This window comes from Pseudanabaena sp. PCC 7367 (assembly GCF_000317065.1).
Taxonomy (GTDB): domain Bacteria; phylum Cyanobacteriota; class Cyanobacteriia; order Pseudanabaenales; family Pseudanabaenaceae; genus Thalassoporum; species Thalassoporum mexicanum.
In genome coordinates this window covers 678,610-698,341 of the sequence record NC_019701.1, presented here as the reverse complement: position 1 = coordinate 698,341, position 19,732 = coordinate 678,610, and the positions used below count along the sequence as shown (strand labels likewise).

Here is a 19,732-nt window from a genome sequence, read left to right as displayed (position 1 = left end):
AAAATTAGCAGTAGATAATACGTGCCTGATGGTTAGCGCATCAAGCTCAGGACATACAATCTAAAGAGACAATAGACTCAAGTGGGGACTAGTTCACCGGGGCGGAGCTTAGCCCATTTTCCGGCTTCTTCTACAAAACTGGCACAACCAACCACATCCCATTCCATCTGGATGCCATCATCCTCGGTGCGAATGTTGACATTGATCGTGGGTGAGTCTGGTTCAAAATTAGGATTTTCAGTCAGATGGGGTTGCTGGTGTTGATGCTCAACCGCATTGTAAGTGGAACAGCGATCGACATAATGGCAATTAACGCAGATACACATAAGCTTTAGGGGCTTTGCCCGAACGCAACGGCATGATGTGTGGTTTATCAGGTATTTGATATTTGAAATCATTTGCAAGCCAGCAAATTCAATCGATCGAATTAGTAAACTTAGCTCACAAACATATACTAACAATTCTCTTCCTAAAAGCAGGTAATTGCCGATCGAATGTTGATATAGTTTAATCGGTATGGTGATGCGGACTTGTTCGCAATAGTGCCAATAAATTAGAAATCAGGCTAAATAAATACAGTTATGGAACTCAAAAAAGGGGCAATGGTTAAGGCGGTGCGTGAGAAGCTAGATAATAGTGTGGAAGCGCAAGCCAATGATACCCGCTGGTCTAGTTATATTTTTGAGACCAAGGGCGAGGTGCTAGATGTACGCGGTGATTATGTGCAAATTAAGTTTGGCCAGGTACCCACTCCACCAGTATGGTTACGGCTTGATCAAGTCGAAGAAGCTTAATAGATATTCATAAATACCAGTAAATATTTGGTGGTTATAGTTTAAATGCTGGTTCTTACTAATGATGATGGGATCGATGCACCTGGAATTAGGGTGCTGTATGAAGTGGCGACAAGCTTAGATTTACCGCCCAGCTTGTTAACCGATCGCGCCGATCGCCCTGCCTCTAATCTCAAATCGCCAGATGCTAATTATGCTGAGGGTATAAAAACTCCGGAGGTTGTTTTAGTAGCTCCCGATCGCCAGTATTCCGGTTGTGGCCATCAGGTAACCACCTACCACCCGATCGGGATTGAGCGTCGCTCAGACACAGAGTTTGCGATCAGTGGCACACCAGCCGATTGTGTGCGGGTGGCCTATGGTCACTTGGCGAAAAGCGCTGATGGCTCTGGCTCTATTCCGATCAAATTAGTGTTGTCTGGTATTAATGCCGGTGGCAATTTGGGCATCGATAATTATATTTCTGGTACGGTGGCCGCTGTCCGCGAAGCGACCATGTTGGGGATTCCAGCGATCGCCCTATCCCACTATCGCCACAAAGGACGCGAATTTGATTGGCCAGGTGCTGCCAATTTGACACGCAGAGTTTTGGATCAGCTTTTGCAAAAAGATTTTGAGCCCGGCACATTTTGGAATGTAAATTTACCCCACCCAATGCCCGGTTCACCAGAGCCAGAGCTGGTTTATTGTAATTCTGACAATCGCCCTTTGCCAATTGAGTTCAAAGTTAACTTTGACCAGCATGATCAGCACGATCGGATCACTGAATATGTGACCAATGTGGGGGTCTATGAAAACCGCGATCGTACCCCTGCCTGTGACATTGACGTGTGTTTTTCGGGGAATGTGGCGATCACCAAAATCCGCCTCTAGAGCAATAGATTAATCATTAATCAATAGATATTAGATATCGATTATTAGAGTTGTTGGGAAATAAATTTTCAGGTCAAACAATTGGCTTATCTTTTCTTTGGGGACAGTCTTGCTTTTAAGCTGCCTCTAAATAGAAGTTCCATAGCCCTGAAGCAACCAACATCAGACGGTCATCAAAATCAGTCACACGATTTCTATAAACTGCTGCAACAGAATTGTAGCGCTTCACGCCAGCAAAGGCATTTTCACAGAGCACTCGCTCTCGAGACAGGGCTAAGTTCTCATCCTTTTGAGCCGGACTCAAACTACCTCCTCTCGGCTTTCTATGCGGGATGCGTATGTTGACATACTCCTTGTGTAAACCTAAGAAACCTAAATCTACGTCAATTGGTATCTCATCTGGAATTGCTGCAACTAGGTCTTCTTCATCCAAAAGTCGTTTGTCATGCACTTTACCCTCTCGGGCTTGAGTTAAAACCAAGATCCGCTTGTGCTCATCTACTGCACCTATGTGCTTGCGTGTATGCCGACGTTTCTTACCCGAATAGTTTGCCTGCTGTTGGGCTTGATCCTTGGGGCGTTGTACCGGTCGCTCTGTACCATCTATGATCACCCGTCTATCATGACCCGCTTCACCTCTGGAAAGCGTTTCACAAATTCATCCATACTATGCAGTTTTCGCTCTGGCAAAACCATGCGGTATCCTAATCCGGTTTCTAAGATTGGCACTAAACGATGTACCCATTCGTGGGCTTGGGAACGATCAAAGTTGAACAACACACTTGCCAAATCAAACGTGGGGTAGCATTTACAGTAGAACAAACTGTAAAATAGCTTGGACTCTATCGTCTGTAATGTGGCTTTGCGTCCACCGCCAGGTGCTCGTTTACGACGTTTCTCTGGCTTGTTCTGGCTATCTTGATAAGCTTGAGTAAAATTGGGCAAGAGCGATTCAAAGGCTTGACGATTCAGTCCTGTCATTGCCCGCAAAAGGTGGTCTTGCTTTAGGATTTGCTCTAAGTTCAACATTGATAGTAATCTCTTGATTTTGTTTATTATCCCTTATTTCCCAACAGGTCTACTAGCTTTTTAGACCCTGATGTTGAGATTTTGCAAAAATATTGGTTAGCTAAGATTTCGATCGCATGTTTGCGGTTTAACCAGATCTAAAATCGCTCCAGTCAAGAAATTGGTTGATAACATAAAAAATAATTTGACTAATGATTTGCACAAGGATTCAAGTGGCGATCGCCACAGTGCTCTAAATAATGATCTAAATGATCTAAATGATTTAAATGATTTAAATGATTTAAACCTAGACGTGCGGATTGTTCTGGTGGAGCCTGCCGGTGAGTTGAATTTGGGATCGGTGGCGCGGGTAATGAAAAATATGGGGCTAAGCCAGCTATATCTGGTAAATCCCCATGCCGATCGCCACAGTGAGGATGCCCAGCATATGGCCGTCCATGCTAAAGATATTCTGGATACCGCTCAGGTGGTAACGAGCCTGCCAGAAGCCTTGGCGGGCTGCCAACGGGCGATCGCTACGGTTGGTCGGATTGATTTTACTGATCAAATGCTTGCTGAAGCTAAGGATGTGATCACTGGGATAGAGTGGTTAGCGGCTGTTTCTAGCAGTGCGATCGTATTTGGCCCCGAAGATCGCGGCCTGAGCAATCGGGAGATCGCCTACTGCCAAGCCATTCTGACCATCCCCACCAGTGCAACCTATCCTTCGCTGAATCTGGCGCAAGCGGTGGGTATTTGCTGCTATCAGCTCAAATTATTAGCAATACAAATATTAGTACGGGACTCAGACATACCAGAGCCAACCACCGATAGAAATAACAATCAGCAAGGCAATAGTGCGATAACCAATTCTGATTACCAACCTGCTGCACCAATTGCCGACATCAGCAGGCGAAAACCATTATCACTGAAAAATCAAAGCCGATCGCCTAAGACCAATGCCAATTTGCAGCTTGATTCAAGTGAGCAAAGTAATGCAATCACTGAGATCGGCCAGGATGTCAACATTGATCAAAATATTGATCAAAATGTCGATCGCCTCGATCAAGCTAATCGCCATGCTCCTAACCTAACAAACCCTAATCACCTCGATCGGGAAGAGCATAATGCCAGTAAGTTTGGACAAAACACTAGTCAAAATGACAAAGATTTGCTAGATTCTGCAAGCATAGATGCGATCGAAGCATACTACCAGCACCTGGAAACAGTATTATTAGAAATCGGTTTTTTATATCCTCACACCGCCTTTAGTCGCATGAAGAAACTAAGACGCATATTTAATAAAGCAGCCCTGACAGAATCAGAGGTAACTATGCTCCGGGGAATGCTATCGCAAATTGCCTGGGCGGCAAAGCATGGCGATCGTGATACCTGAATATCCATACCTGAATACCTAGCCCAGCCTTCAGGGTGAATTTTCCCAACCACCAGAGATTAACTTTCCCAACTGTTTTGAGGAGTGTAGTGTAAATCGTGGAGCATAGAATGTTTCTGTCCCAAGACAATACCCGCAGGCGGCGCGAGGAACGATTGAAAAGATTGCGCGATCGCCGTAAAAAGATTATCCAATCTAGCCCTAGTCAAGAACCTACCAGCTTAAACGGTGCGAGTAGTGGTTCAGTCACACCCCTGCGCCCGGTGACTACGGTGCGATCGAAGGGTAGTAATAATAGTGATAAATCCGGCAGTATTAAAGCAGTGGCCAAAAATTCTGGCAAAGTAAGCAAAGCCAATCGCGCTCGCCCCAGCAGAACCGCTACATCTAAATCTGCGCCCAGGGCGATCAATGGCAGAGCTGGCCGTAACTTCAAACAGCCCACCGGCCCCGAAGTAATTATTCGGATTGTGCTGCTGCAACTTTTTAAGCTGGCCGTGGCTGGAATTGGCATTAGTGTGATCGTTGGTACTCTAATATCATTTTGGAATAGCTACTCGGCTGGCAATAATGGTCAATTGGCAGGTGATCCAACGGAACAGGTGGAAAACCAACGGCAATTCATCGGTGCAACCCTGGGAACAGAAGCAACCGAATTAAAAGCACAAATTAATCAGTTGACGGCGGCAGAGCCCGATCTAGGCCTGCAAGCCCTGCTGGTAAATATTGATACTGAAAGTTATGTAAATATTAATGCTGATGTGCCGATCGCAGCGGCTAGCACGATCAAACTACCTTTGTTAGTAGCCTTCTTGCAGGATGTAGATGCTGGCAAGATTCGCCTGGATGAGCAACTTGAAATAAGCGAGGATGTGCGGGTTGGCCATGCCGGTGAACTGCAATATACCGAACCAGGCACAACCGTTTCAGCCCTAGAAACGATCACCCTCATGATTACAATCAGTGATAACACCGCTACAAATATGGTGATTAAACGGCTGGGTGGGGCTGGGGCTGTTAATGAGCGGTTCGCCAGTTGGGGGCTTAATGCCACCGTAATTCGCAATCCGCTTCCCGACCTAGAAGGCACTAACACTACTAGTCCCCAGGATCTGGTGAATTTATTGGCAATGGTTGACCAAGGCAAGTTAATCGCACCCCGCAGCCGCGATCGCTTCATGGATATTACCCGCCGTACCCTGACTGATACCCTCTTGCCCCAGGGGATTGGCCCCGAAGCCAGGATCGCCCACAAAACCGGTGACATTGCTTCTGTGGTGGGGGATGCAGGAATTATTGATATGCCCAATGGTAGACGCTATATTATGGCGGCATTGGTGCAACGCCCGGACAACGATCAGCGCGCCAATGATCTAATCCGCCAGGTTTCTGATGCCACTTATCAGCATTTTAAAGCCACTACGCCTCCCCCTGCACCCGTAGTCCCAGATCCTGCTGAGGCGATCGACTCGACTGAAGGGCAAGATCCCAATCAATCGCCCTCAGCGCCAACGGATTCAACTACACCAACCACTGAAAATGGCTTTGATGATGGCTTTCAATTACAAGTGCCCGCTAATTTGGTGCCGGGAAATTCGATCGCAATTCCCAATAACTAGTAGCCAATAAGAACTAGTAGCCAATAAGCCAATAATTAATAACTAACCGTGATCGCGGGGTGCAGTATTGTCCGCTGGTTTGGGGGCATTAAACTGCGAAGCATTGCCATCAACTAACTGGGCATGGGGTAAGTCATTGCCAGCAATTAACGCTTCCAGGTTCTCGGCCATAATTTGCTTGGGCACGGTGCCGATCGCTGTCCCCTGGGTGTTTTTTGCCCCATCTAGAAACACAAACTCCGGAATCCCATCCACGTTATATTGCTCTAACTCCGGTAGCCACTTGTTATTATCCACGTTGAGCATCACGAAATTCACCCGATCGCCATACTCCCGCTCCAGGGCTAGGTTATCCTTTGCCATCGCCTGACAACTGGCACACCAATCGGCATAGAATTCAATCATGGTGGGTTTATCGCTAGCGATCGCCACTTCATAGGAGGTGGCAGTTTTGGCCAATGCACCAAGGGAATTGCCCTGACTGTCTAGTTTGATGCCAAAAAACAGCGCAGCAGCGAGGATAATTGCGGCGATCGCAATAATTAAGTTTCTGGTCTTGGCGGCGGGTTGGCTTGGTTGGGAATCCATAATCATTACTACTGATTTGGGGAAATTGTAAATACACTCTAATTATGAATCATGAGGTGGTTGAGTTGCACAACTGACAATTTCCTTTGCCAATACTACGAAGTCATCTCTAATTTGCTCAATTTCCCAATACGTAATATTAATTCTCTGTCCGACACCTATAACTTGAGGTTTTTTATCAATGCCAATCATTGAGAAATTTCGTCCTAGTCCATATCCAGGTCCATTTATATCTTCTTGCCTGAGAACCCCCTTATGATGTTGAAGCAGATTACGACATAAGACATGCTTTTTAGCAGAAACTAATTTTTCTTCATCTATTCCATTAGCTCCTACCATCTTCTTAATAGTTTGAATCTTGCTACCATACTGTAAAAATTGAAAATCTCTTAAAGCTTTATCAAGTAAGGTGTTGTTAAAAGAATTAGTGCCGAGTTGCGATAAATCTAGCTTTTTAATATCGATTTTTAGCTCATTTGCTTTTATTGTTGCATTGCCAGATGCTTGTAGCTGTAATATCTCATAGAAAATCTGATCTAGAAATTCTAACCATAGTTGAATCATTTGAGAGTGAATAAGCTCCTCAACGTTAACCGTGCGATTTGTATAACTTGCTAAAATATTGACAAACATCATTCTGGATGAATTTTCGACAACTCCAGGATCATTTGGATCTCCAACACCGATATGGAGGCTAGACTCAGGATAATCCGCTATTTGCTTTTGAATTCCCTTGTATCCCAGCATCTCGATCGCTGCCATGGAGAGAGCTAAAGCCACTAATTCGTCTAAGCTAGACTCAAATTCTAGAGATATATTTTGCATGTTCTTCTTCTTATTGAATGGATTTAAATTAATTACAAATTTAACTACATTTTGAATTTTATTAAGCAAGACTTTGATCAAAAATTTCTTGCAATCCTCCACAATTCTTTTGCAATTATACCCATTAAATTATTTTTATGGGCAACTCTTTTGCTTTGCTCTTGCAATGCCAACATATCGATCAATCAATCTTCAGAGCTAGATTTCAGCGCAGAAGTAACTACATCTGCTAAATCAGCAAACATAGATCAAGAAAGTTGCGAAGCCGACGAACAATTTTCCTATGTTCCCGCCGGTGAATTTATTAGCGGTAGCGATCGCCAGGAACGGGACTATGGCTATCGCATTTCGGCGGAAGCGGCCGTAAATGATAAAAACGATCCGGCCAAAGTTGCCGCTGCTGAAGCAAGACTCAAGGAAGATCGCTGGTTTGAGCGGGAAAGCGATCGCCAGACGCAAACTCTTGATAGCTTCTGCATCGCCCGAAATTTAGTCACTAATGTTGAATATCAAGAATTTATTGAGGCTAACGATCATCGATCGCCAGGGATCACTGAAGCTGAATATCAAGATCAAGGCTTTCTGGTGCATCCCTATGCCGATGTAAAGCGCTTTCTGTGGCAAGGTCAAGATTTCCCAGAGGGTGAAGCAAATCATCCGGTGGTGCTGGTTTCCTATGATGACGCGATTACTTATGCCCAGTGGCGATCGCAGCAAGATAATTACACCTATCGATTGCCGACGGTGCTGGAATGGGAAAAGGCCGCCAGGGGCACTGATGGGCAGTATTTCCCCTGGGGCAATGAATGGCGCGATGATGCCACCAATTGGGGCGATCGGGCTGGCCATACCAATATGGTGGGAAAGTTCCTGCTCGATCGCAGTGCGTATGGAGCCAAGGATATGGCTGGGAATGTGTTTGAATATACTTCTACCTTGCAAGAGCGGGAAGGTAAGTCAACCCGATCGGTGATGAAGGGCTGTTCCTGGGACGATCTACCGGGTTTTTGCCGTAGCGCATACCAGCACACCAGGCCGATCGATTCGCGGCATATTTTGTTTGGGTTCCGATTGGTGCGATTGGCAAAGCAAGATTAGAATATCAAGTCCTCAGATCGGATAAATCTGAGTTCGATAGATCTTAGCAATTCCTTACCTGATTATTGCTGAAGATATGCTGGGATCTCTATTGTTTCGATCGTAATCGTTTGCCTCGAACCGAGTTTTGCTTAACTGGATGGGGAGAGACTCAGCAATCGAGAGCATTTCAGTAATGACCATGACTAATATCAAAAGTTATTGGGGCGTGCTTTAATAGCAATATGACTTTTAATCATGGTAAAAAACCTAAACCTGGCAGAGCCAGCAAAACAAAAAAATCTGCTCAATCCTCTTCTTCAAAGAGCAGACAAAACAACAACAAGAAAAGCCCGAAAAAAAATAAACATACCAGCCTAAAATCCCTGATGGGGAATATGCCCAAGCTATTCAAACTAGTTTGGACAGCGGCTCCAGGTTGGTTGGTACTCAATTTAATTATGGCGATCGCCAACTCCACCCTGCCGGTCGCCAATCTCTATGTCAGCAAGCTAATTGTCGATCGAGTCGTAGATATCATTAACACCAGCGATCCCACCCTAATGCCCTTGTTGGGGCTAGTGGGTTTGGCATTGGGTATTTCCATGTTGCAAGATGCCTTCAATCATGGCAATTTCTATGTCTCGCGGGTACTCAGCGATAAGTTTTCGCTCCATGCCAACAGCGTTTTGCTCAAAAAAGCTACTGCCCTGGACTTGGCTCACTACGAGTCTTCTGAGTTCCACGACATCCTCAATCGCGCCCAGGAAAGCGGTAGCTTCTATCCAATGCGGGTGCTGAATACAATCACTCAACTGGTGGGTAAGATTGGCGGTGCGATCGGCCTGGTTGCCCTCTTACTCAGGTTCAATCCGTTGATTTTGTTACTGCTATTAGTGACTACTGCCCCGGCGTTCTGGCAGGGGGTCAAATATTCCGGCAAACGCTTCTGGATGCTGCGCCATCAAACCCAATCAAAGCGACTGGCTGACTATTTTGGTGATATTCTCACTTCGGCTACCTATGTCAAAGAGGTACGGCTGTTTAACCTTGGCGATCACATGCTGGATCAGTATGAAGAAATCCGCGATCGCTTTAACCAGGAATCCCGCGATCTAGCAGCCAAGCGGAGTCTATCGGGTTTTGCGATCGGTGTATTGGCCAATGTGGGTTTTTATGGAGCCTATGGGTTAGTGTTGTGGCAGGCGGTGCAACGCTTGATTACCCTGGGAGATTTAACCATGTACACTGGGGCATTCCAGCGGGCTCAGGGCACTGTAGAAGGCATTTTGACTGATATTGCGGCGGTCTATGAATATAACCTCTATGTGTCGCAGTATTTTGAATTTTTGAGCTTGAAGCCAAAAGTAATCAGCCAGGCACAAGCCAAACCTTTCCCACAACCGCTCAAATCTGGCCTGCGGCTAGAAGATGTCAGCTTCACCTATCCCGGCGCAAGTGAACCGACTTTGCACCATATCAACTTACAAGTTAGCCCTGGTGAATGCATTGCCCTGGTGGGTGTGAATGGTTCTGGTAAAACCACGCTTTTGAAATTAATCACCCGTTTTTATGATGTGGATAGGGGCAAAATTAGCTTCGATCGCATTCCGATCCAAGATCTTGATCTAACCGAACTACGCAGCAAAATTGGCGTTTTGTTCCAGGACTTTGCCCGCTATGCCCTCAGCGTGGAGGATAATATCGGTTTTGGTGATCTGCACAGCTACAAGCAAATTCAGCAAGTTGAGTCAGCCGATCGCTCTGATTCTGAGCAGTCAGTAAATTTGCAAAAGAACACAAACCGGATTCATCAAGCCGCCTCAAATGCCGGTGCAGCGCAAGTGGTAGACGGACTAGATCATGGCTATCAAACCATTCTGGGCAAAATTTTCACTGGTGGTGTAGAGCTTTCCGGTGGGCAATGGCAAAAAATTGGTCTGGCCAGAGCATTTATGTCCCAGGCGCAGGTATTAATTTTAGATGAGCCAACCGCTGCCGTTGATGCGATCGCTGAGCATGATCTGTTTCAGCGTTTCCGCCAACTGACCCAGGATAAGATGACCTTTCTGGTCAGTCATCGCTTTTCGACCGTACGCATGGCCGATCGGATTGTGGTACTCGAAGCTGGTCGCATTGTCGAAACGGGGAGCCATGATCAGCTAATCCAGCTTGATGGTTTATATGCGCAAATGTTTAATTTGCAAGCGGCTAGCTATCAGGTCGATCTCAATGTTTAAAAATTTGGCATTGTCGAAATTAGGGCTAGAAATATAGATATTACCAATATCAAAGATATTTCTGAACCAGGCTTGACCAAAGCTCAAAACTCAAGATATTTAATCATGCCGTTACTAAACATCGTCTGAAATATTTTAAGCTCAATTTTTAGGGGCTAACGCTGCCACAGGCTTGTAAAACTCTGCCCCCACGATCGCAAATAGAGCCAGACTGGAAATTGATAATAATCGATCGCTACCCTGAGCAAAAAATACGCATGGCAGATAAATACCAACAATGTCCAGACATAGGGAAACCACCACAACGGCACACCGGGGCGCGGTGCATAAATATAAACCGAAGAACCGACTAGCAATGTGGGGATCACTAAAATAGCGATCGCCGCCACCAACGTACCCCAACCTAGCTCAATGCCCTCTCGGTGCGCTCCCTGCCAAATCCGGCCATTCCAGCGCCACACCAGGGGCGGAAAACTGTCTGCGGTTTTGAGGGTTTGGGTTTTTAAATCTGGCTCGAAAATATGCTGACACAGATTACAGGCAAACGCCTCCATCATGATCATCGGCGCGATCGTGCCGCGTCTACAAATTGGGCAATAGTAAGAGCTTTCAGCATCAAGGCGCTGGGCTCCATAACTGGGCGGAGTTGGATTAATAATTGGGATGAATGATTCTGGCATTAATTTTCATTATCTAGGCGATTAATTCAGCTACAGAAACGCTAAAACCTGGTAAGACGATCGGGCTGTTAACAATTCCCTGGCGATCGCAAATAACTTGTTCTTGCATCGTAGCAATAATCACTAGCTCGCTTTGTGGTAGCACCAGCCATACCTCACTACTGCCCGTATTTAAATATTCAGTAGCCTTGGCAAAAACATCTTCAGCGCGATCGGTGGGTGAGACAATTTCTACCACTAGTGGAAAACTTTGAGACAAAACATCTACCTCCCCAAGCTGGCTTAATAATTCGGGGGTCAGGTAAGCCACATCGGGTCTACGACCGCGATCGCCCGTTCGGCAAGGCACATCAGTATAGACTTCGCCACCAATCTGATTTGTGACCAAATGAGTTTTCAACAAATAAGCCAACCTGGCCTGAATTCGACCATGCCTGAGAGTCATATGATCCTTGGTGACCAGTTGCCCATCTACCCACTCGGTTTGCTCGATCGGACATAATAACCAATCATCGAGACTGATCGAGGTGGCCTTCAGATTAGAGCTAGGATTGGTTGCAACCATTTACTTAATCACTGGTTTAGCAAAATTACCTGAGTAACGATCGCCGATCGTATTATAAGGCGTTAAACCAAAATATTTCTAAACTCATGCTCTCTACTGCTATTTCAATCGAGATTTTGGGCAAGTAGTAATCTAGCTGCTTTGATCGCTCAGGTATTCATGCAAAATAAGTCTATGGAAGATGCACTATATAACCTATCCAAATATTGATTGTCGCATTTTTACTTCGGCAGTATATGGCTGCAAAAAACAAAGGCAGAATCCCATCCCATAGATACTCTACCTGGGCATCAATCGATCAGATGGAGATTGCTAGAGCCGTGGGGCGAGCAATATTAAGAAACACTAACAAATTCTGATTAAGCTTACCTCACAAGCCTTTAATTAAATCACCTGCAACCGTTTTGTCAGCATACGGATTGAAATACTTTTTGATCATTATGTTGCGATTTTATTCATCCAAATTCTAATTAGATTCAATAATTAGCGATCGCGATCGCCCAAATCTATGAAACCACTCTATCCGCCGATCGAACCCTACCACCGCGATCATCTGCGTGTTTCCGACCTGCACAGCATCTACTACGAACAGGTTGGCAACCCAGAAGGTAAGGCCGTGGTGTTTTTGCATGGTGGGCCTGGTGGTGGTATTCAACCGATCTATCGGCGTTATTTTGATCCCGATCGCTGGCGGATTGTGCTATTCGATCAGCGCGGTTGTGGCAAAAGTACACCCCATGCCTCTTTGGTGGAGAACACCACCTGGAATTTGGTGAGTGACATTGAGAAGCTGCGCGAATTTTTGGGCATCGATCGGTGGGCGGTTTTTGGTGGTAGTTGGGGTAGCACGCTGGCGCTGGCATACAGTCAAACCTATGCCGATCGCTGTACCGAGATTATCTTACGTGGCATTTTTATGCTGCGCCAAAAGGAACTGCAATGGTTTTATCAGGAAGGAACTAGTAATATTTTCCCCGATGCCTGGCAGGCATACCTCAAACCAATCCCACCAGAGGAAAGGCATGATTTGATTTCGGCCTATTATAAGCGCCTAACCAGTGAGGATAAAGCGGTGCAACTGGAAGCGGCAAGAGCCTGGTCGGTGTGGGAGGCCAGCACTAGCAAATTATTCCCCCATCAAGACGCGATCGCAGCGGCGGCAGGGGATAGCTTTGCTACGGCATTTGCACGGATTGAATGCCACTATTTTATGAATAAGGGTTTTTTAGACGGCGAAGATCAGCTTTTGCGAAACGTAGACAAGATTCGCCACATTCCCAGCGTGATTGTGCAGGGTCGGTATGATGTGGTCTGCCCGATGATTAGTGCCTGGGAGTTGCACCAGGTTTGGCCGGAGGCGGAGTTAATGATTATTCCCGATGCGGGTCATTCGGTCACGGAGCCTGGGATTCGGGATGCCCTGATCGAAGCTACCGATCGCTTTGCGGCGAATCCTTAGCTTGCTTACGCGCTGTTCTGTTTAAGACGCAATGCCAGCGTATGCCAACCTAAGCCGATCGCAATGATGCCTAGCCCCACCAGCCAGATCTGCCATTCCACCCAAAAGGCCAGAAACAGGCAAGAAGCCAAGCCCACGATCGAGATCCAGCGAGGATAGAGGCGTTCATTATTGTTCAGTTGCAGCGAGGCTAAATTAGTGATCGCATAGTAAATCAACACATTAAAGGCACTGAACGACCAGGTAGTTCTGACATTGCCGATCAACACCAACAGGGCGATCGCTATGCCCACGGTGGTCACGGCCACATAGGGGGTGGTATTAGCACGATTCAACCAGGCGAACCAAATCGGCATATCCTGGCGACGACCCATGGCCAGCAACACGCGCGATAGACCCAGGATCAGATTGAGCAAAACGCCTAGCATTGCCGTAATTGCCCCCACGGCCATAATTTGAGCACTGCCAGCAAAATTAAAATTCTGGGCGATCGCTTCCAAGGGGGCGGCCTGGGTGGTTGTTTCTGGTAAATTGCCAACCCCCAAGCCAACGCTCACCAATCCCACGCAGATGTAGAGCAAAGCGATCACGATCATTGCTGTAATCATGGCTCTGGGAATGGTGCGACGTGGTTCTTTTACCTCTTCGCCCAGGGTGGCAATCCGGCCATAGCCAGTATAGGCCACAAACATCAATGCACTGGCATGAAGGACGTTTGCAAAAGTAGATTTATCTTTACTTTTAAAAAAAGGAACCAGATTGCTAGTTCCCAGTTCAGCTAGATTACCAATCCCAAATGTAATAAAAAAAGCTAGGGTGAGGAGCGTAATCGAAACGATCGCAATATTCGCCACATTAGACCGCTTGATGCCACTCAGCACCAGAACTGTAAATAGAACTACGGCAGCGATCGCGGTGGGAATTAAATATCTTTGCTCTGCAATTCCTTCAATCCCAAAGGCACCGAGTAAATAGCCTGCAAATCCCAATGCTGCGGTGGCGGCAGAGGCAGACTTGGCCAACAAAAACAACCATCCAGCAATGAACCCTAACCTTGGCGATAAATAGCGATAGCCATATTCATAGGTGCCACCACTGACCGCATGGTTGGCTGCCAACTGGGCACTGCTAAGGCCATTGCAAGTAGCCACGATCGCGCCAATTGCGATCGCCAGGATCACCGCTGGGCCAGCAATATTTGCGGCAATTCCCACACTCACAAATACCCCGGTGCCCACGATCGAGCCCAAGCCCATCAGCACCGCCCCCCAGATTCCTAGCTCGCGTTTGAGCTGCTGTGGGGTATGATCGCTTGCCATATTTACCTCGAAAGGTTTCGTAATTCTAAATAACTAGTCGTAATTCTCTGCCTTAGCCAGCTTACAAATCAACAAGATGTCGCAGCAAGGTTATCTCGAAATATACATTAGATTCAGAGCGCATAATGTAAGGCGATTTAGGTGAATGTCTCAGCTAAGACATCTCATCGGGAAGCATCAACATAACTTGCATGAATGCAATAGTATGATGCTTGCCAGAGAAGAATTATAGAGCGAGCTTTTTTGAACCAAGCAATTTTTGCATTGCGATTAACATTCGTTTAAGCTAAACCGATCTTTTTGCGAATAAGCTTGAACCAGGTCAGGGATGAAGTGTTTAAGATGATCAACAAACATAAATCATGATTATGCATTTGATTGCACGCTACTCAAGTTAGGTGTAACTTCTTTAACCGGAATTCTAACTGTAAAAGCAGTTCCTTGCCCTAACCCACTTTGAACGCTGATTTCGCCGTTGTGAATATCTACACATTTCTTGACTACCGTAAGTCCGATTCCAGAGCCCACAATCCGATCGACGTTTTTGCCTCGAAAGAACACCTCGAAGAGTTGTGCTTGATCTTCTGGCGAAATGCCCCGCCCTTGATCGCCTACCTGGAAAACAGCCCAATAGTCATATTCAGAATCATCTAGGGTAGCTTCAGGAGCAGTGGATGAATTATTGGTTAAAGCCGATCGCTCTACTTGCTTTGACAGAGCTAATTGAGCCTCTGGGGCGATCGCTGACTGACTGAGCTTGAGTGTAACGGTGCTGCCAGGGGGGGAATATTTCACCGCATTGGATAACAAGTTATTCAGAATAGAAAGTAATAGTTGTTCGTCCGCCAATACTTTAATTCTGGCCGCCGTATCATCGCTAGCCTGCCAATGTTCTCGGTCGAATTTTATGTGATGTTCAATGCCCACGCCAATTTGAATTTCTTCAACCAAATGCTGGCAGAAGTTGAGCAGGTCGATCGGTTGGGGCGTGAATTCCAGCCTGCCCGTTTCAGCGCGATTGATCGTGAGAATGTCGGTGAGCAGGCGATTGATCTGATTTGCTGAATTTCTAATCCGACTCACATTGCGCTGGAGCTTTTCCGGTGGAATTTGGGTGCTAGCGGTTTCCAATATTTGCGTAGTGCCCAGGATCGTAGCTAGAGGCGTGCGGAATTCATGGGAAGCCATTGAGAAGAACTGGATTCGGGTTTGGCTAAGCTGCTTTTCTTTCTCCAGGTCATTTTGGGCTTTCTCGGCGTGAATGCGATCGCTAATGTCCACGGCCACGCCGATCATGCCGTTTACTTTGCCGGCATTATCAAAGGTTGGCTCCCCTGAATATTTAAAAATGTAGTCATCATGTTCAAGGGCAATATCAAAGGGTTGACCAGTGCGCAGGGTGAACTTAGTTTGAGCAATCACTGCGGGAAATCTTGGCTCAAGGCTATCGATCGAAACCCCTTCTAATTCGCCAGGTTGATAGCCAAATTGTGCCAGCCCCTTACCTTCTGAAAGGGTAATTATGCCATTTTGGTCAGTTTTCCACAGCACCACTGGCGCATGGGTAACCACAGCCATCCGCTCGCGGATCGTTGCTTCTACTAATTTGCGCGCACTAATATCTTCAACAATCCCCACCACCTTTTCTGGTGTTCCCTGGGGCGATCGCAGTAAGGACATGGTCAGATTACACCAGATCACTTGCTCTGACTTGGTGATAAACCGACTTTCCATCGTGAAGGTATTTTGCTCAAGCTGTCCCCGTTGCAGATCGCTGGCATAGACCTCATAAATAGCAAAGTCCTCTTGATGAATAAACTTAGCCAAACTCTGCCCCAATAGCTCTTGTCGGCTATAGCCTAAAATCTGGCAAAGGCTCTGGTTGACCAACTCAAAATTACCAGCTAAGTCATGGTAGGAGATGCCCACCGCTGCCTGGTTATAGATCGAACGAAATTTGGCTTCACTCTGGCTTAATTCTGCGACTGCGTTGGTGCGGGCGATCGCCATGGCAATGAAATTAGCTGCCGTTTTGCCCAATTGAACTTCTTCTTCTTTTAATTCTGGTGGTTGTTGATAATAAACCAGAATTCTGCCCAAGAGCTTGTTCTGGTGGATCAAACTAAATGAGGCGATCGCGCCAATGTTTAATTGTGACCATATTTGAGCTTGGTTTGCTTGATTGCTATTGCCACAATTACCAGCCTCAGGCTCAACACATTCGAGCAAAAACTCGGTATCATCTGATTGAGTCTGTACCCTGGAGCCCCTAGAGTCCCTAGAGCCCCTAGAACCAGGCGTAAAATTACCAGCAACGGCAAATTCGGGTGGGTGCGGTGTTAATAATTGCAATAGGGTTTGTTCCTGTTGGCGATCGAGCCCCTGAGATGCACCAAATTGAAGATCGCCATTGGGAGCGGCAATCATCAGCGATGCCCGCGAGACCCCCAGAATATCTTGCATTCCGGTCAGAGCCGCCGTATAAATTTGCTGTGAATCACTGGCGTGCCCCAGGGCAAACACCATTTGATAAAGATTCTCTAGTCGTTCGAGATGCTGAAATAGAATTTCTTGCACCCGCCGCTTCTCACTAATTTCCGCCACCAGCTTATAGTTGGCATCACGAATATCAGCGGTTTTGGCATCGATCAGTTTGCGCAAGTTAACTTCTATTTCCAGATGGCTGCTGACATCATGCAGGACAAAAACTACGCCATTAATTCTGGCTTGATTAGTTCTAATTGGGGTGACGTTAATTTCAATCGGCAACAATTGACGATCGCTGCGATCGACTAGATATAACGGCTTGGTCTTAACCACTGGTTCAATTTGAGCCATTAGTTCATCAATGCCACTCCGGTTACCCAAAGGGCGATCGCCAACACCAGCCAACAAATTTACCGTATTTTGCTCTGCGCCAACCACCTTGAGAATCTGGCCGATTGGCCGTCCCTTGGCAAAAGCATGACTATAACCAGTGAATTTTACGGCTCTGGGATTAATGTAGGTAACCAGTCCAGCCAGGTCTGTGGTGATTACCCCTTCGCTAATACTACCGAGGGTGGTCACCAACCATTGTTCTCGCTGCCAGGTCTGCCGATCGAGCTGGTGACGGGCTAAGGCCGTTTCAATTGTAGACAGCAGCTCATGGGCTTGAAACGGTTTAGTGACATAACCATAGGCTCCGGTATGCTTGGCTTTCTCAATGGTATGTCGATCGCTGTGGGCAGTCAGAAAAACCACTGGCAGTTCGGCGATCTCTCGAATTCTTTTGGCTGCATGAATCCCATCCAGACCATTAGCCATTTCAATATCCATCAACACCAGATCGATCGACATCTCTTGCACGGCGGCGATCGCCTTTTCCCCCGAAGAAACGATCGCCACCACCTGATAACCAATTTCCCTGAGCCGATCGCAAATATTCAGGGCGATCGCCCCTTGATCCTCTACGATCAGAATTCTCTTCGGCTCGGCATCTGCAACCATATTCTCTAAAACTATGCTCTTTGATTAAGTTAAAGGTAACTGATCGGCAGCAATGGGTAGTCCACTAAATTGATTTTAAATTGAGTTGGAATCCGTAGCTTAGCCAAATACTTAAGCTGCCCCAAGCTGCCAATTCATCCAATCGCAGGATTTTTTGGCACATAATTACGATTATCCTAACAGCCAATTGGTTTAAGTCGATCGCCACCATTTTCGACAGACTAGTTCCTCCACTCAGGCTCAAACCAGTAATTTTCAAGATGCTGTGCAGATCTAAAAAGCTGATCTAACAAAGTTTATGCTAGAATTTTGCAGCACTTTAGCCTAAAGCTTGTATGTTAATGTGGTGTGCAACTAAAAAACTGAACCCCACTTGATTTTGGTGCTAATTACCCCAAAGGCTGCGATTGCATTTAGTTGAAACTACTGAAACCAATGGTTATCAGCATTGCAAATCAGATTAGGCTATAAGAATCTAAGCGTCTTAAAAATCTAAACCAGAGCTATTGAACATTTCAGCAAACAGGAGGGCAAACAATATGCTGAAGCTGTCCTAATTTAGATCTTAGCTCAGTCTTAAATAAATCGCCCTAAATAATTATCAAGAATTATTGGTTGGAGCGATCGCCTACTCAACAAGCAATGGCCTAGAGATTTAGTTTGTTCATATAAAACTAAGACAATATACACCTTGCTTATTTTTGCACTCGATTTATTTTACAAATATTTATTAATTATTAAGCTTGCTTGATTTCCTAACCTTATTTATATTTATATGTTATTTGCCTATAATTACCATCTATAATAACTTATGCATGTTTTCTATGGTTTAGCCATAGGATCGTGGCGAAGATGTGATTCATTGTGTACTTTCAAGTTGATTACTAGTGACAAATGCGTAATATGAAAATTCTCCTAGTTGAAGACGATGCTCCACTAGCTGATACTGTGACTGAATTTCTAACAGACAATCATTGTCTAGTTACAGTTGCAGATGATGGCGAAGCTGGACTCGAGCAGTTCAAAAGGGGTGACTTTAATCTGGTGTTACTAGATGTGATGTTGCCCAAAATTGATGGGATCGAGCTGTGTAAGCGGATGCGATCAGAGGATACGGATATTCCGATCATCATGATGACCGCCCGTGATACCAGCACCGACAAAATTACTGGCTTAGATGCTGGCGCTGATGATTATATTGTCAAGCCGATCGATTTGCCAGAAATGTTAGCGCGGGTGCGTGCCCTCATGCGCCGAGTCAATGCGCCGATCCCGATGGTGTTGCGGTGGGGCGATCTCCAGGTCGATCTCAATGTCTATGAGGTAACCTACCAAGATCGTGTCATTTCTTTAACTCCCAAAGAGTTTGGCATCCTGGAACTCCTGCTCAGACATGGTTATAATGTGCTCCGTCGCCATGTCATTGTTGAGCATGTGTGGTCTTTGGATGATCCCCCAAAAGAAGATACGATCAACACCAATATCAAGAGTTTGCGCAACAAGCTGAAAGCTGCAGGTGCTCCGCCTGATTTGATCGAAACCATCCATAGTGTTGGTTATCGCTTGAAGCGCAATTCCGATAAACCAACTGAAAAGGTTGCCGCTAAGGTCTAGAGGTTAATAGTTAAGGCTTAACTTAATTAAAGTGCTACTGCGGTTTGAAGATTTGAAGATATGTCATGTATCGATCACTTCTTTCAATCTAATTGTACTTAAGTTAATTCCCCGCGCCTTTTTATTTTAGATGGTGGTAACTCAACCAAAATCCGTAAACCATGTTGTGATAGCCTGTATGACGAT

At 45.9% G+C, this 19,732-nt stretch carries 17 protein-coding genes; 8 read left to right on the top strand and 9 right to left on the bottom strand.

Annotation, left to right across the window (positions count from 1 at the left end; genetic code table 11):
- Window positions 1-77: 77 nt before the first annotated feature.
- The gene (locus tag PSE7367_RS02675; RefSeq protein WP_015163821.1) at window positions 78-326 is read right to left on the bottom strand and encodes a Ycf34 family protein; all 249 of its coding nucleotides are present in this window, start codon (window positions 324-326) and stop codon (window positions 78-80) included.
- A 255-nt stretch (window positions 327-581) separates the two neighbouring features.
- Between PSE7367_RS02675 and ndhO the strand changes: the two genes are divergently transcribed.
- Complete coding sequence (gene ndhO / locus PSE7367_RS02670; RefSeq protein ID WP_015163820.1) at window positions 582-794, top strand: NAD(P)H-quinone oxidoreductase subunit O; 213 nt, start codon at window positions 582-584, stop codon at window positions 792-794.
- Window positions 795-839: 45 nt separating this feature from the next.
- The gene (surE, locus tag PSE7367_RS02665) at window positions 840-1,667 is read left to right on the top strand and encodes a 5'/3'-nucleotidase SurE (protein WP_015163819.1); all 828 of its coding nucleotides are present in this window, start codon (window positions 840-842) and stop codon (window positions 1,665-1,667) included.
- A 115-nt stretch (window positions 1,668-1,782) separates the two neighbouring features.
- Here the strand turns inward: surE and PSE7367_RS22620 are convergent, their stop codons facing one another.
- Window positions 1,783-2,280, bottom strand: a complete 498-nt coding sequence (locus PSE7367_RS22620) for a transposase family protein (protein WP_225882678.1) — start codon at window positions 2,278-2,280, stop codon at window positions 1,783-1,785.
- The gene (locus PSE7367_RS22615; protein ID WP_225882677.1) at window positions 2,277-2,648 is read right to left on the bottom strand and encodes a helix-turn-helix domain-containing protein; all 372 of its coding nucleotides are present in this window, start codon (window positions 2,646-2,648) and stop codon (window positions 2,277-2,279) included. The genes PSE7367_RS22620 and PSE7367_RS22615 overlap by 4 nt, the downstream gene beginning before the upstream one ends.
- A 232-nt stretch (window positions 2,649-2,880) precedes the next feature.
- Here PSE7367_RS22615 and PSE7367_RS22870 point away from each other — a divergent pair, with 232 nt between their 5' ends.
- Both PSE7367_RS22870 and PSE7367_RS02650 read left to right on the top strand, forming a co-directional pair.
- Entirely contained in the window at window positions 2,881-4,071 is a 1,191-nt protein-coding gene (locus PSE7367_RS22870) for an RNA methyltransferase (protein ID WP_051037843.1), read from the top strand.
- Window positions 4,072-4,181: 110 nt separating this feature from the next.
- Window positions 4,182-5,690: a serine hydrolase gene (locus PSE7367_RS02650; protein ID WP_015163817.1), complete on the top strand. Its 1,509-nt coding sequence runs from the start codon at window positions 4,182-4,184 to the stop codon at window positions 5,688-5,690.
- Window positions 5,691-5,732: 42 nt separating this feature from the next.
- Here PSE7367_RS02650 and PSE7367_RS02645 read toward each other — a convergent pair whose 3' ends face one another.
- Both PSE7367_RS02645 and PSE7367_RS02640 read right to left on the bottom strand, forming a co-directional pair.
- Complete coding sequence (locus PSE7367_RS02645) at window positions 5,733-6,278, bottom strand: thioredoxin domain-containing protein (RefSeq protein WP_015163816.1); 546 nt, start codon at window positions 6,276-6,278, stop codon at window positions 5,733-5,735.
- Between the two features lie 42 nt (window positions 6,279-6,320).
- A complete protein-coding gene (locus PSE7367_RS02640) occupies window positions 6,321-7,184 on the bottom strand; it encodes a hypothetical protein (RefSeq protein ID WP_156800327.1) in 864 nt (287 codons plus the stop codon).
- Between PSE7367_RS02640 and PSE7367_RS02635 the strand changes: the two genes are divergently transcribed.
- Entirely contained in the window at window positions 7,155-8,201 is a 1,047-nt protein-coding gene (locus PSE7367_RS02635) for a formylglycine-generating enzyme family protein (protein WP_015163814.1), read from the top strand. The genes PSE7367_RS02640 and PSE7367_RS02635 overlap by 30 nt on opposite strands.
- A gap of 377 nt (window positions 8,202-8,578) precedes the next feature.
- Window positions 8,579-10,420 carry an ABC transporter ATP-binding protein gene (locus tag PSE7367_RS02630; RefSeq protein WP_225882676.1) on the top strand — a complete coding sequence of 614 codons (1,842 nt, stop codon included), beginning with the start codon at window positions 8,579-8,581 and terminating at the stop codon, window positions 10,418-10,420.
- Window positions 10,421-10,575: 155 nt separating this feature from the next.
- On the opposite strand, the gene PSE7367_RS02625 is transcribed toward PSE7367_RS02630, so the two are convergent.
- Window positions 10,576-11,100: a hypothetical protein gene (locus PSE7367_RS02625; protein ID WP_015163812.1), complete on the bottom strand. Its 525-nt coding sequence runs from the start codon at window positions 11,098-11,100 to the stop codon at window positions 10,576-10,578.
- Between the two features lie 13 nt (window positions 11,101-11,113).
- Window positions 11,114-11,665 (bottom strand): Uma2 family endonuclease, encoded by a 552-nt coding sequence (locus PSE7367_RS02620; RefSeq protein WP_015163811.1) that lies wholly within the window; start codon window positions 11,663-11,665, stop codon window positions 11,114-11,116.
- 508 nt (window positions 11,666-12,173) lie between these two features.
- Here PSE7367_RS02620 and pip point away from each other — a divergent pair.
- Complete coding sequence (pip, locus tag PSE7367_RS02615) at window positions 12,174-13,124, top strand: prolyl aminopeptidase (protein WP_015163810.1); 951 nt, start codon at window positions 12,174-12,176, stop codon at window positions 13,122-13,124.
- Window positions 13,125-13,129: 5 nt separating this feature from the next.
- Here the strand turns inward: pip and PSE7367_RS02610 are convergent, their stop codons facing one another.
- Window positions 13,130-14,443 carry an APC family permease gene (locus tag PSE7367_RS02610; RefSeq protein WP_015163809.1) on the bottom strand — a complete coding sequence of 438 codons (1,314 nt, stop codon included), beginning with the start codon at window positions 14,441-14,443 and terminating at the stop codon, window positions 13,130-13,132.
- 366 nt (window positions 14,444-14,809) lie between these two features.
- Window positions 14,810-17,932, bottom strand: coding sequence for a PAS domain S-box protein (locus PSE7367_RS20020; RefSeq protein ID WP_015163808.1), 3,123 nt, complete (start codon window positions 17,930-17,932; stop codon window positions 14,810-14,812).
- Between the two features lie 903 nt (window positions 17,933-18,835).
- On the opposite strand from PSE7367_RS20020, the gene PSE7367_RS02600 reads away from it, so the two are divergent.
- Entirely contained in the window at window positions 18,836-19,546 is a 711-nt protein-coding gene (locus PSE7367_RS02600) for a response regulator transcription factor (RefSeq protein WP_051037841.1), read from the top strand.
- Window positions 19,547-19,732 lie beyond the last annotated feature (186 nt).

What these genes read in the sequence shown, in the direction of transcription:
- PSE7367_RS02675 (WP_015163821.1), bottom strand. Translation starts at nt 326, where the DNA reads ATGTGTATCTGCGTTAATTGCCATTATGTCGATCGCTGTTCCACTTAC.
- ndhO (WP_015163820.1), top strand. Translation starts at nt 582, where the DNA reads ATGGAACTCAAAAAAGGGGCAATGGTTAAGGCGGTGCGTGAGAAGCTA.
- surE (WP_015163819.1), top strand. Translation starts at nt 840, where the DNA reads ATGCTGGTTCTTACTAATGATGATGGGATCGATGCACCTGGAATTAGG.
- PSE7367_RS22615 (WP_225882677.1), bottom strand. Translation starts at nt 2,648, where the DNA reads ATGACAGGACTGAATCGTCAAGCCTTTGAATCGCTCTTGCCCAATTTT.
- PSE7367_RS02650 (WP_015163817.1), top strand. Translation starts at nt 4,182, where the DNA reads ATGTTTCTGTCCCAAGACAATACCCGCAGGCGGCGCGAGGAACGATTG.
- PSE7367_RS02645 (WP_015163816.1), bottom strand. Translation starts at nt 6,278, where the DNA reads ATGGATTCCCAACCAAGCCAACCCGCCGCCAAGACCAGAAACTTAATT.
- PSE7367_RS02630 (WP_225882676.1), top strand. Translation starts at nt 8,579, where the DNA reads ATGCCCAAGCTATTCAAACTAGTTTGGACAGCGGCTCCAGGTTGGTTG.
- PSE7367_RS02625 (WP_015163812.1), bottom strand. Translation starts at nt 11,100, where the DNA reads ATGCCAGAATCATTCATCCCAATTATTAATCCAACTCCGCCCAGTTAT.
- PSE7367_RS02620 (WP_015163811.1), bottom strand. Translation starts at nt 11,665, where the DNA reads ATGGTTGCAACCAATCCTAGCTCTAATCTGAAGGCCACCTCGATCAGT.
- pip (WP_015163810.1), top strand. Translation starts at nt 12,174, where the DNA reads ATGAAACCACTCTATCCGCCGATCGAACCCTACCACCGCGATCATCTG.
- PSE7367_RS02610 (WP_015163809.1), bottom strand. Translation starts at nt 14,443, where the DNA reads ATGGCAAGCGATCATACCCCACAGCAGCTCAAACGCGAGCTAGGAATC.
- PSE7367_RS20020 (WP_015163808.1), bottom strand. Translation starts at nt 17,932, where the DNA reads ATGGTTGCAGATGCCGAGCCGAAGAGAATTCTGATCGTAGAGGATCAA.
- PSE7367_RS02600 (WP_051037841.1), top strand. Translation starts at nt 18,836, where the DNA reads ATGAAAATTCTCCTAGTTGAAGACGATGCTCCACTAGCTGATACTGTG.